This is a genomic window from Acinetobacter sp. HZNU-JH01 (assembly GCF_037996845.1).
Classification (GTDB): domain Bacteria; phylum Pseudomonadota; class Gammaproteobacteria; order Pseudomonadales; family Moraxellaceae; genus Acinetobacter; species Acinetobacter haemolyticus.
Genome location: NZ_JBBMZX010000001.1, coordinates 3,232,727 through 3,244,945, shown reverse-complemented (window position 1 = coordinate 3,244,945; position 12,219 = coordinate 3,232,727). Strand labels below are relative to the sequence as shown.

The following is a 12,219-nucleotide window of genomic DNA, read 5'->3' as shown; positions in this document are numbered from 1 at the left end:
GCTTACGATGCTGCTTACACAATTGCAAAAAGCATCGTAATGTTGTTGTCTGTTTACTGCGTAATCATAGGCAAGTTCAAACCTTGCTCTTTAGCGCACTCGATCGCAATGTCATAGCCTGCGTCAGCATGACGCATTACTCCTGTTGCAGGATCATTGGTTAATACACGAGCAATACGTGCTGCCGCTTCATCTGTACCATCACATACAATCACAACACCTGAATGTTGAGAGAAGCCCATACCTACACCACCACCATGATGCAGCGATACCCAAGTTGCGCCACCTGCGGTGTTCAAGAGCGCATTTAATAATGGCCAATCTGATACTGCATCTGAACCATCTTGCATCGCTTCTGTTTCACGATTCGGACTAGATACTGAACCTGAATCTAAATGATCACGACCAATGACGATCGGTGCTGAAAGCTCACCACTACGAACCATTTCATTAAAAGCTAAACCGAGTTTTGCACGTAAACCTAAACCGACCCAACAAATACGTGCTGGTAGACCTTGGAAGCTAATACGTTCACGCGCCATATCCAACCAACGATGCAAATGCTCATCATCAGGGATTAACTCTTTTACTTTTGCATCTGTTTTATAGATATCTTCTGGATCACCAGACAATGCAACCCAACGGAATGGACCTACGCCACGACAGAACAATGGGCGAATATAAGCAGGCACGAAACCTGGAAAATCAAAAGCGTTCGCAATACCTTCTTCTTGTGCCATTTGACGAATGTTGTTGCCATAGTCAAATGTTGGCACACCCATTTTTTGGAAATCAAGCATCGCTTGTACGTGTTTTGCCATCGATTGTTTAGCCGCTTTTACCACAACTTCAGGTTCAGTTTGAGCACGTTGACGATACTCCTCCCATGTCCAACCTACTGGCAAATAACCATTAAGTGGATCATGTGCACTGGTTTGATCAGTGACCATATCTGGACGTACACCGCGACGCACAAGCTCAGGTAAAATTTCTGCTGCATTACCATGCAATGCAATCGAAACCGCTTTACCTTCTTTGGTGTATTTTTCAATACGAGCTAATGCATCATCCAAATCAGTCGCTTGTTCATCAACATAACGTGTGCGTAAACGGAAATCGATACTGGTTTGTTGGCATTCAATATTCAGTGAACAAGCACCAGCCAATGTTGCTGCTAATGGTTGAGCACCACCCATACCACCTAAACCAGCAGTGAGTACCCAACGACCTGTTAAATCACCGTTGTAATGTTGACGACCTGCTTCTACAAAAGTTTCGTATGTACCTTGTACGATGCCTTGGCTACCAATATAGATCCAAGAACCTGCTGTCATTTGACCGTACATCGCCAAACCTTTTGCATCTAGCTCATTGAAGTGTTCCCAATTCGCCCAATGAGGAACTAAGTTCGAGTTTGCAATCAAAACACGTGGCGCGTCTTTATGAGTTTTAAACACGCCAACAGGCTTCCCTGATTGAACCAATAGGGTTTCATCCGCTTCTAGTGTTTTTAATGTTTCAACGATCTTATCAAAGCATTCCCAATTACGTGCTGCTCGTCCAATCCCACCGTAAACAACAAGCTCTTTCGGATTTTCTGCAACATCAGGGTCAAGATTATTCATCAGCATGCGTAACGGCGCTTCAGTTAACCAACTTTTAGCACTGAGCTGTGTACCACGTGGTGCGCGAATTTCTACGTCACGAAATTTTGTTGTCGTTGTCACGATGAGACTCCTTTCGATGGAATTTGGTTAGCAAATTAAACTGCTCTTTACGATATAGCATGTATTAACTTGTATATACATCTATATACTACACAAAACTTTTAACTTGAAAAGATGCATTTCATTCCATTTCTAAAAATAAATCTCAAGCATATGAAATAAAATAATTTATTATTTATTCGACAACAAAAAACCCATACAACTACAATTTGTATGGGTTTTAAAAAAGAGTTATTTTTTATCAAATTGAACACCTTGCGGTATACACATCTGGATACGGATTCTTCTACATAGAAAAAATTATAAAACAATGATCCACGAATGAATCATTGACTAGACTCCTAAGCCCATAATTTAAAATATCGTAACAACGAAATAAAAAAGCTCTGAAGACCCAACTTTGAATTGCTACTCGAAATCAGGGTAGTTTGGAGGGTATTTATAGCCTTTCAAAAGCTCAATAACGCCTAATGGATTGATTACTAAACCAATATAAGCGTGTCTATTTTCTCCTTCTAATCTGCCTACAAGATTGAAATTTTCATCATTGATGCGCCACACATACCAATTATCTGATAACTTGATTTTCTCTTCGCCAATTTTAGAACCATAATCATTAGTATCCCTGAAGAGAATTTTAGAAATATCACCAACGTTCGCTATATTGCCAACTTTCTCCCATAAATTCATTTTTAAACCGGATTTTGTTACACAATGAGCGTAGAATTCTACTCCACTATTAACCACTTCTGGTAAATCAGGATTATCATTTGAGGAATACACTTTTTTGAATGCCCTAATAACATCACTATTTAATTGAGTTGAGTCAAAGGCTATAAGTTGAAAGTACTTTTTGCTGCCATCATCTAATTTGGCAGAAAATACATCGCCTATCTTAGTGTTTGCTCTTACCATTATTTAATACCATTTTTTCCCAATATTTCTGGGTGACAAACAGAATACAATCCGATCTGTTTTAATAGTAGATCGTTAATCAAAACTTATGATTTTCTAAAAATGATGAATCTATATCGCTGTCTCAACGATATAATTATGAAATAATTTAACATAGTTGATTTACACATTAAATTTTCCATAATATGAAATATTTAATTGTATAGCCTGCACCATTTTTCATCACATTTTTTATATTGTGCTGTCATTAACTGCTCAATCATTGCGTAAACTTACCTTCCAGATAATAACGACTACCCGGATAAATCAAACGCGCGCTAGAAATCAATTGTTTATTTGACCATGTACGGCGGCGGATCAATAGACATGGTTCTGTTTTATTAATTTTCAACCATTTACATTCTTGAGCAGACCCTAGAATCGCTGTCACGACATGCTCACCTTCAGTCACTGGAGCCTTCGACATCAAATATGCATTCGGTGTAATCGCTGTAAAATCTTGTGCTAAGTAATCTGAGATTAACACTGGATCAACCAAACGGTCTTCGATTTGTACAGGCACATCATTTTCATAATGCACAATAGTCGAATGAAATAGCTTTTGCCCTTCACGCATCTGCATTAACACACTCTGCTCAGCATCAGCTTGAATTTGCTCTAACACTAACACTTCTGCACGATGCTTATGATTTCGAGCGATAATCTCTTCAGCAATATTATTCACGTGAAATAAAGCTGTTCGCCCTTGTCCTTCCGCAACAAAAGAACCCACACCTTGTATACGTACCAACAAGCCTTCACTAGTCAACTCACGCAAAGCGCGGTTGACTGTCATACGACTGCAACCAAGCAAATTGACTAATTCACTCTCGGATGGAATCTTTTTATTGACTGTCCATGTGCCTTCATAGATTTTTTGTGAAATCATTTGCTTTACACGTAAATATAAAGGAACGGGACTATCTTCCCCGAGTGATAAATCCAAATCGTTTTGCTTGGATGTTCTTGACATTGACTAAAACTCATACAAAATACTTTCAGCTATTGTATATGGATTAGTGTCAATTTGTATATACAAGCTTATACAATTAGAATCCCACTTTTAAATAATATGGAATTTTGTTCACTTGAATTCTTGAGTTGATAAACTCGTAAGCTAAACGGTATAGCGCTTACTCAACCCCCAATCTGCCAATATACGACGATACATGTTTGAAGAGCGATCAGCTTCAAAATGTGCTTCCATGGTAATATCTACAGGTAATTCTTCAGGTTTTTGAGACTCTACCATCTCCTGATCTTCTGCAAAAATTTGTGCATTAAAGTCATAAACAGCTTGCAAATCCCCAGTGGTATCAAAGTTACGTGTTAGTGGTACAAACAATCGAGTTTTATTATGTGAGATTGGGCAACAGGCATTTAAAATCTTTAATACACCATCATTTGGAAAATGAATCGTCAATACTGCTGAAAATGGTGGATAAACATCAAAAATCCGCTCCCAAAGGAAATCATCAGGCGCTAAATGTTGCATCCCATGTGGATAATTACTGACGTTACTGACATATTCAGTATGTAACCCATAATTGGTGCGTTCAGTCGAATACTTTGGAACGACAGGATTCTCTCTGTCCGCAAATGCATTGTGATGCACCCAAGCAAAATGCGCCACATCAATAAAACCCTCTAATTGACGACCACTTGAACCAGCAATATCAACATATGGAGGTAAAATTCCTTGGTGTTCTTCTGTATCCCATGTATCCAGTACTGGGAAATTTGCCAAGCTTTCATCTCTGCCTAAAATACTCGTCCATACCAAACCATATTTTATGACTACTGGAAATTTGGTTAAGGAAAAACGATCAGAAATTTTGGTTAGATCAGGCTGTGCAGGAATTTTTATGCATTTACCTTGTTCATTGAAATGCAAACCGTGATAAGGACAAATAATCGTTTCACCATCAACCCAACCCTTGCTTAACGGTACACCTCGATGTGGGCAAATATCACGTACCAAATGAATATTTCCCTTTTCAGTTTTATAAATTGCCATATTCAGATCAAGCAACGTGACTTGCTGTGGCTTAGTCGTTACATCTTCAACTCGTGCTACGGGATACCAATGTTGAGCCAATATGTGCCAATCCTGATCGTCAAACTGACTGTGACAAGGTTTATTTGGAAGATTGATTGAAGGAATTGCATTCATGTTTTGCTCTCTTTCTACTAAAGATCACGGATCTATATGGCTTAAATGCAGTGTGGAACAGAATGTTTTTTTCGTCTATTAGAATGAATTTGATCATTCATTCTAAAAATTAGAACAGTAACGGCACTAAAATTGCTTTTGTATAAATACTTATTTTTATAAAACGTACATGTAATGGCATTACCCTTTTCTCGCTTCGCTGAATATTTTATTGCAGTCGCCAAAACAGGTAGTTTAAGAAAAGCAGCGGATCAGCTTTTTATTTCTGTTTCAGCGGTACATCGTCAAATCGTTTTGGCTGAAGAAGAACTTGGTGTAGCTCTATTTGAACGTCTGCCGAATGGCTTAAAACTGACCTTGGCTGGTGAGTTGCTATATGCAGATTTACGAAGTTGGCAAAAAGACTTTCAAATGACACAAAAACGCTTGAATGAAATCCAAGGCTTACAGCGTGGTTCAATTGATTTTGGTGTAATTTCCGCGCTCAGTGAAAGTTTTATCACGGATGTGATTCAATCCATTCATCAAGATTATCCTTGGATTAATTTCAATATTCGCGTATTAGATAGCGACTATGTTGCTGAACTCGTAATTAACGCAGAACTCGATTTTGGTTTAATCCTCAATCCGAAACATCAGCATCAATTGCAAGTCAGCTCTTTTATTGAAATGCCACTTGGTTTCGTCATTCCCAAACAACATCCCTTAGCAAATAAAGAAAAAATCTATTTCTCCGATACATTGGAGTTCAACCATATCATCGCCGCTGCACCGCTGATTATTCATGATCATGTAATGGCTTTATATAAGAAACATGATTTTAATCCCCCTCATCAAATTGAATGCAACGATATTCGTATGATGCTTTCATTGCTCAGAAACAGTCTAGGCATTGGTATCATGAGTTATCTAGATGCCTATGCTTTTATTGAAAATGGTGAATTTGAATTCAGAACGATTCACGAAAATGGACTACATCCGATTACCCTAGCCTTGTGTGTTGCACCAAAACGGCAACTATCACGAATATCACAAATTATGATGAATCAAATCATTGAACACATGGAAGCACTAAAATTGCGCATGATTGAGATTACCAAGTAAATAAACTCGATTAACGCACCAAAATAAAACACACAAACATATGATTTATATTATTTTATTGTTTGACACCCAAACAATCCATCGAGTAATTTAATGAGAAGTTTCACATTTCCATCTTCTTAGGCAAACCCATGACACTCATAGATCAAACTAACCATGTCACCCATGATTATCCTCGAGATATGCTAGGTTATGCCAATCATCCTCCACATGCTCAGTGGCCAAATCAAGCCAAAATTGCCGTTCAGTTTGTATTGAATTATGAAGAAGGTGGAGAAAAACACATTTTGCATGGTGATGATGGTTCAGAGCAGTTTCTTTCTGAAATCAGCGGTGCTGAAAGCTATCCAGCACGACATTTGTCGATGGATTCTATTTACGAATATGGTTCACGCGTTGGTTTCTGGCGCATTCATCAAGAGTTTGCCAAACGTAATTTACCTATGAGTATCTTTGCAGTCGCCATGGCACTACAACGAAATCCTTTAGTTGTAGAAGCAATTAAACAGCATCATTATGATGTTGTTTCTCATGGTTTACGTTGGATTCATTATCAAAATGTAGATATTGAAACCGAGAAAGCACATATGGCTGAAGCCATGCAGATTTTAAAAGATTTATTTGGGGAATATCCAACAGGTTGGTATACAGGGCGTGATAGTCCCAATACCCGTCAACTCTTGGCTGATTATGATCAGATTCAGTATGACAGTGATTATTATGGGGATGATCTACCTTTTTGGACAACACTATCAAAAGAGAATGGTGAAACTCGTCCACATCTCATTATTCCATATACGCTTGATACCAACGATATGAAGTTCGCTTCACCAATAGGTTTTAATCGTAGTGAAGATTTTTTTGAGTATTTAAAAGATGCTTTTGATGTGCTGTATGCTGAAGGAGCGACTTCACCGAAAATGTTATCTATCGGGATGCATTGTCGAATTCTAGGTCGCCCTGCCCGTTTTAAAGCATTACAGCGCTTTTTGGATTATGTGCAAAATCATGATCGGGTATGGATTTGTACTCGTCAGCAAATTGCGGAACATTGGTATAAATATCATCCTTATCAATCATGAAAATTGTCTATGGAACATGAATTAAGATTTGGCATTTCCCTTGTCACTTTCCCATTTGATTTGTAGATCATTGTTTGGTACTTCTACTTTATCCGTATAGGAAGCTACTTTTTCATACTTATCAATAGGCCTATACTCGATAAGAGCATTTCGCCCAAATCCACGAAGTATAACTTTGGCTTCTTTTAATATGACGTACTCACCATGTTCAGCTACATTGTTCTTAGGGAATAGGTCTTTGTGTTCTTTTTTTACGTAGTAAATCGCATTTTTATCACTCTCTTGAAGTGAGTTTAAAGCAAAGTCTGTTAATTTTTCATTTTTTGATAATGAACTATAAGTATAGATTGGTATGAAGAACGTAAGAATGATAGTGAATGTCATTCTGAAATTCTTCATATCATTATCCAATTTTTTATCATTTATTGAATCAATGAACAAACTGAAAAATATGTAAGTAATAATAACACTTAATAATAATAATCCAATCCCAGACCAAGTTTCTCCCCAAATGGCTATGCCGATATAATAGCAAAGAGGAATAATAATTAGAGAACCAGTAAACATAGCAATTTTCTCAAACCAACTGTTGCTTACATGGAACGTTAGTAATTTATTCAATAGCCTATCAAATGCTTGAAAACCATATTTATAAAGTTGTACTATGGCTTTGAAAAAGTTAAAAACAATAAATCCAAGGACAAGCAACGCCCCCACATATACAGAGCTAATAAAGGCATATTTGCATGAGATCAGTATAAATAAAAATCCATCTCCGATTGTTAAATCTTTGGGGACGTAGTTAATTTTATAAAAATAATAAATTGCTAAAACGATGCCAAAAAATAAAGATATTTTGAAAATATCTGTAGCAACTTTAACAATAGCTGATAGCTTTAAGGCTAAATAACCAAAATAGTTGAACATCTGTCTGATTAACTCCCTATAGTTGATCAATAGAAAAATTAACTAAATTAAAATAACAACATTATTATCTATACTTTAAATAACCCACTTCGTTTCAACCAGATGATGTACATCACAATTTTGTCCACCGCCAATACGATCCACCACTAAAAAATCACTTTCAGCTTCTAAGGTAATTAACGGATGATGCCAAACTCCTTGGTGATAAGTAACTCCCTGCTTACCATTACTTAAAAAGGCATAGATTTGTTGTTCATCTGGTTGTGAGTGATCCAAAGGTAAAGCCACAATAATGATAAATTTTTGTTGTTGTAATGGAATGAACGATTGTGAACCATAAGGATGACGTTCAAGCATATCTATTTTAAACGGAATCTGTGTTGCACATAAATTATGAAAAATACTCATCCCCACAGTAACGTGATCACCAGTAATTTGAGCAACTGATAATGCATGATAGCGCTGCGTTAAACCTTGGTTAATCGAAAAAAAATCATGATTTTCTTTTTCAATCACATCACCAAAAGCGGAGAAACTCTCTTGAGTTAAAGGCTGAATTTGGATGTTTTTTTTATGCATAATTTATACTCTCCCATATTGTAACCAGCCAATTTTCGTAGAAAAATAAATTCTCTAGCGGAGTCATTGTGAGTTCCTATCTAATTTAAGGATAAGCTTTCAGCTGGAGTTACTTTGGTTTTGCCCAAAGTAACCAAAGGCATTGTCATCTGCAAAACTCGTTAGATACCACCGAGTATCTCGCCAATCGCAGAAACAAAAAATGACGTATTTAGTCCTGTCTCAAACAGTTGCAGATGACATTTCCGCGTCTCATATTTCACTAAAGAACATACTTAATCTAAGCTTATTAGATTACTTTCCCCCACAAGCGAATCCGACTAATTCCACCATCTGGGATCATATTGACACGAATATAGTTCACTTTTTGATGCTGCAAAATTTCGGCAATATATGCATGAATCGCATCCATTGATAACGGTTGCTGCTCTAACACAAAAGGCCAAAACATACTCTGAGGAATCAACTGTGCATCTGTTGCATCCTCAACATAAGCAGCTTGTATCGAACAAAAAGCAGGAAAATTACCCTTAAAATGTGCTGTATCAATTTCTATTTTTTCTACGTGCCCCGCTTGACCTAAGGCAATAACGCACCAGTCAAAACCAGGTTCACGACGGCGCTTGGTTTCCCAACCATCTCCCATATTGATGCCGCGATCTGGACTGAGTAAATTATTCGGATGTCCATAGTGCGCATCACTAAATGCAACAATACGTCCTCCATTTTTTAAACCAATCAGATCAATCTGTTTGGTTGAATCTATATTTTCCAGTACAACATTGCCATAAACACGTAAACGAGCAACACCGCCATCAGGGAAAATATTAAGTCGAATATGGGTGATTTTATGTACTTCACAACTAAAAAAATGATGATGATCTGGAGACAAAACCGAGTTTTCTAACAATGGAATCCAAGTGATATTTTCCAGTTGATCATCAGGTGCATAACACCCTTCAATCGATGCAGAAGCAGGATAATTCCCTGTGAAAAAAGAAGTATCGAGATCAAAACCTGAAACCTTTCCAGTTACACCCAAACGTACAATACACCAATCGTATCCTGCTGCACGCTTACGACGTGTTTCCCATCCATCCATCCATTTCCCATGATCATCGAACTTGCCTTCGATGAATTTTGCAGGTTCTGGCTGTAACATTCTTTCCGCACTTGCAAAAAACTCATCAGAACAAGACACAATGCTCGCGCCAATGCGCGCATCAGCTAAATTGGTTAAACCCTGTAAGTTATCTGGCAAAGTGATTACCTTGGCAATATGCACCGTCATTAATTAATCCTACAAAACATTTTCATATGGTTCATTCTATGCAAAATCCAGTCCAACTGGTCTGACCTGTTATAAATAATTATCTAATTTTAGCTTTGAAGCAATTTAAATTTATGAATTTTGTGTAGAATCAAATTGTTCATTTTATTTTTAGGAAACGATGTTTATGAGTCCACAAGCAATGCTCAATGGAAAATCATCTCAAGTGACTGAGCAAGCAGTGGAAGTCATTCATCAACGCATTCAGGAAGGTACTTATGCAATTGGCTCTACATTACCCTCTCAACGTGATCTTGCCACGCAATTAGGAATTAGCCGCGCTTCTCTACGTGAAGCTTTGACCCGCCTTGCCGCTTTAGGTCTATTAGAAATCAAGGCTGGTAAAGGGGTGTATGTCATCTCACAACACAGTAAAGCAGCAGAACAATGGGAAGGTGAACATCGCATTTCTTTAAAAGATTTTTATCAATTACGCTACGTACTTGAAGGGTTTTGTGCCCTGCTGGCATGTGAATATCTAACTGAACAAGATAAATTGATTTTAAAACAACACTATGAAGCGCTTGCAGATGCAATCTCAGAACAAAATTGGCAAGCTGCTTCTGAATTTGATTATGTATTTCATCAACATATCATTGATTTAAGTCATAATCAGTCAATCATTCAAACACTTAAAATGCATAATGAATGGATTAAGAAAAGTCAGATTCTTCCTTTTGTTCAACCAAATTTAGCATTTAAAACCATAAAAGAACATGATGCGATTTTACAGGCACTCTTTAAACAAGATGCTTTAGCGGCTGAAAAGGCAATGCAGGCACATATTATTGGCGCTGCTCAACGTGCTGGTGTTTATTTTTCTCGTCATGAGCAATCATAAAGCTCAAATTTGATACTAATTTTTGATTCATTTGTTTTGGATCAGATATTCATACTCATACATCCCTTGTTATTTTGATGATTGATGATGTGAAAAGAACTTACTTAGAGAACCATATCCGAGATAAAAATATTACCCACAATAATACCTACGCACTATTTTAATCCAAACCTTGAACCACATCGAAACACCCAATCTATTTCCGCTTCTTCGTAGCGCAAAATAACTGGTATGACCTGTTAAACCACTAAATAAAATTGGCACAATTCTCGCTTAAGACTCATTAGAAATTTTATCATTTTGAATACTAGGGTCTGAACAATGAATATTGCGATTGTAGGTGCAGGTATGGGCGGTTTAACTGCTGGTATCGCTTTAAAAAAATTTGGACATCAGGTCACGATTTATGAACAAGCAGCAGAAATTTTACCGGTAGGCGCAGCAATATCACTATGGTCGAACGGCGTAAAATGTCTAAATTACCTTGGTTTGACTGATCAAATTCAAGCTTTAGGCGGAGAAATGGAGTCTCTTTCCTATATCGATGGTCTCACTTGTCAAACCATGACTCAATTTAGTTTAACTCCTTTATACAAAGAAGTTGGACAACGTGCCTACCCTGTTGCACGTGCAGATTTACAACGCCTGCTCATGGAAACATTTGGCTTAGAAAATATTAAGCTAGGCATGAAAATGACTGAGATTGAAAATCAGTCTGAATATGTCAGCATTCGTTTTGCCGATGGTTCCGAGATTCAAGCTGATCTATTAATTGGTGCGGATGGAACCCACTCCATCACACGCAAGTTTGTACTCGGCCATCAAGTTGAACGACGTTATGCTGGTTATGTCAATTGGAATGGGCTAGTTGAAATTGATGAAAAAATTGCACCAGCGCAACAATGGACAACCTATGTCGGTGAAGGAAAACGTGTCTCACTTATGCCTGTAGCACAAAATCGTTTCTATTTCTTTTTTGATGTGCCTATAGAAGCAGGCCTACCCAATCAACGTGATCAATATAAAACTGAGCTGAAAAAATATTTCAAAGATTGGTGTCCACCTGTGCATCAACTGATTGATCGTTTAGATGAGCAAAAAACCAATCGCGTTGAAATCCATGATATTGAACCTTTTATGAATTTTTATAAAGGTCGTGTCGTTTTACTTGGCGATGCAGCACACAGTACCACCCCAGACATTGGACAAGGCGGTTGCCAAGCGATGGAGGATGCTATCTACTTGGCACGTGCTTTGCAAATAAATACTTTTGGGCTAAGTGATGCACTAGAACGATACCAAAACAAACGTAATGACAGAACCAAAGAAATGGTATTACGTGCTCGTAAGCGTTGTGATGTAACGCATATGAAAGATCAAAAAGTGACTGAAGAATGGTATCAATCACTCTATACAGAACAAGGTTCACACATCATGCAAGGAATTATTAGCAATATTGTGGGAAATCCTTTAGATTAATAACATAAAGTTTTAACTCCCCC

General features: G+C 37.5%; 11 protein-coding genes. 4 read left to right on the top strand and 7 right to left on the bottom strand.

Annotated elements, in window-relative coordinates:
- Positions 1 to 53: 53 nt before the first annotated feature.
- The 4 genes from hutU to AAC851_RS15355 all read right to left on the bottom strand — a co-directional run bounded on the left by hutU (position 54) and on the right by AAC851_RS15355 (position 4,854).
- On the bottom strand, positions 54 to 1,730 hold the full coding sequence (hutU, locus tag AAC851_RS15370; protein ID WP_340601050.1) for a urocanate hydratase: 1,677 nt from the start codon (positions 1,728 to 1,730) through the stop codon (positions 54 to 56).
- Between the two features lie 405 nt (positions 1,731 to 2,135).
- Positions 2,136 to 2,642 carry an Imm26 family immunity protein gene (locus AAC851_RS15365; protein WP_004639567.1) on the bottom strand — a complete coding sequence of 169 codons (507 nt, stop codon included), beginning with the start codon at positions 2,640 to 2,642 and terminating at the stop codon, positions 2,136 to 2,138.
- A gap of 259 nt (positions 2,643 to 2,901) precedes the next feature.
- Complete coding sequence (gene hutC, locus AAC851_RS15360; RefSeq protein ID WP_340601019.1) at positions 2,902 to 3,654, bottom strand: histidine utilization repressor; 753 nt, start codon at positions 3,652 to 3,654, stop codon at positions 2,902 to 2,904.
- Positions 3,655 to 3,798: 144 nt separating this feature from the next.
- Positions 3,799 to 4,854, bottom strand: a complete 1,056-nt coding sequence (locus AAC851_RS15355; protein WP_340601018.1) for an aromatic ring-hydroxylating dioxygenase subunit alpha — start codon at positions 4,852 to 4,854, stop codon at positions 3,799 to 3,801.
- Between the two features lie 174 nt (positions 4,855 to 5,028).
- Here AAC851_RS15355 and AAC851_RS15350 point away from each other — a divergent pair, with 174 nt between their 5' ends.
- Both AAC851_RS15350 and puuE read left to right on the top strand, forming a co-directional pair.
- Positions 5,029 to 5,958 carry a LysR family transcriptional regulator gene (locus AAC851_RS15350; RefSeq protein ID WP_340601017.1) on the top strand — a complete coding sequence of 310 codons (930 nt, stop codon included), beginning with the start codon at positions 5,029 to 5,031 and terminating at the stop codon, positions 5,956 to 5,958.
- Positions 5,959 to 6,089: 131 nt separating this feature from the next.
- Positions 6,090 to 7,040 carry an allantoinase PuuE gene (gene puuE / locus AAC851_RS15345; protein WP_340601016.1) on the top strand — a complete coding sequence of 317 codons (951 nt, stop codon included), beginning with the start codon at positions 6,090 to 6,092 and terminating at the stop codon, positions 7,038 to 7,040.
- A gap of 21 nt (positions 7,041 to 7,061) precedes the next feature.
- Here the strand turns inward: puuE and AAC851_RS15340 are convergent, their stop codons facing one another.
- The 3 genes from AAC851_RS15340 to alc form a co-directional block, all read right to left on the bottom strand.
- A complete protein-coding gene (locus AAC851_RS15340; RefSeq protein WP_340601015.1) occupies positions 7,062 to 7,967 on the bottom strand; it encodes a hypothetical protein in 906 nt (301 codons plus the stop codon).
- Between the two features lie 75 nt (positions 7,968 to 8,042).
- Positions 8,043 to 8,546 carry an ureidoglycolate lyase gene (locus AAC851_RS15335; RefSeq protein ID WP_340601014.1) on the bottom strand — a complete coding sequence of 168 codons (504 nt, stop codon included), beginning with the start codon at positions 8,544 to 8,546 and terminating at the stop codon, positions 8,043 to 8,045.
- A 289-nt stretch (positions 8,547 to 8,835) separates the two neighbouring features.
- Positions 8,836 to 9,837: an allantoicase gene (alc, locus tag AAC851_RS15330; RefSeq protein ID WP_340601013.1), complete on the bottom strand. Its 1,002-nt coding sequence runs from the start codon at positions 9,835 to 9,837 to the stop codon at positions 8,836 to 8,838.
- 166 nt (positions 9,838 to 10,003) lie between these two features.
- Here alc and AAC851_RS15325 point away from each other — a divergent pair, with 166 nt between their 5' ends.
- Together AAC851_RS15325 and hpxO are read left to right on the top strand one after the other, a co-directional pair.
- Complete coding sequence (locus AAC851_RS15325) at positions 10,004 to 10,717, top strand: FadR/GntR family transcriptional regulator (RefSeq protein ID WP_125502300.1); 714 nt, start codon at positions 10,004 to 10,006, stop codon at positions 10,715 to 10,717.
- 321 nt (positions 10,718 to 11,038) lie between these two features.
- Positions 11,039 to 12,196, top strand: a complete 1,158-nt coding sequence (gene hpxO / locus AAC851_RS15320; RefSeq protein ID WP_075315407.1) for an FAD-dependent urate hydroxylase HpxO — start codon at positions 11,039 to 11,041, stop codon at positions 12,194 to 12,196.
- The last annotated feature ends 23 nt before the right edge of the window (positions 12,197 to 12,219 follow it).

What these genes read in the sequence shown, in the direction of transcription:
- AAC851_RS15365 (WP_004639567.1), bottom strand. Translation starts at nt 2,642, where the DNA reads ATGGTAAGAGCAAACACTAAGATAGGCGATGTATTTTCTGCCAAATTA.
- hutC (WP_340601019.1), bottom strand. Translation starts at nt 3,654, where the DNA reads ATGTCAAGAACATCCAAGCAAAACGATTTGGATTTATCACTCGGGGAA.
- AAC851_RS15355 (WP_340601018.1), bottom strand. Translation starts at nt 4,854, where the DNA reads ATGAATGCAATTCCTTCAATCAATCTTCCAAATAAACCTTGTCACAGT.
- AAC851_RS15350 (WP_340601017.1), top strand. Translation starts at nt 5,029, where the DNA reads ATGGCATTACCCTTTTCTCGCTTCGCTGAATATTTTATTGCAGTCGCC.
- puuE (WP_340601016.1), top strand. Translation starts at nt 6,090, where the DNA reads ATGACACTCATAGATCAAACTAACCATGTCACCCATGATTATCCTCGA.
- AAC851_RS15340 (WP_340601015.1), bottom strand. Translation starts at nt 7,967, where the DNA reads ATGTTCAACTATTTTGGTTATTTAGCCTTAAAGCTATCAGCTATTGTT.
- AAC851_RS15335 (WP_340601014.1), bottom strand. Translation starts at nt 8,546, where the DNA reads ATGCATAAAAAAAACATCCAAATTCAGCCTTTAACTCAAGAGAGTTTC.
- alc (WP_340601013.1), bottom strand. Translation starts at nt 9,837, where the DNA reads ATGACGGTGCATATTGCCAAGGTAATCACTTTGCCAGATAACTTACAG.
- AAC851_RS15325 (WP_125502300.1), top strand. Translation starts at nt 10,004, where the DNA reads ATGAGTCCACAAGCAATGCTCAATGGAAAATCATCTCAAGTGACTGAG.
- hpxO (WP_075315407.1), top strand. Translation starts at nt 11,039, where the DNA reads ATGAATATTGCGATTGTAGGTGCAGGTATGGGCGGTTTAACTGCTGGT.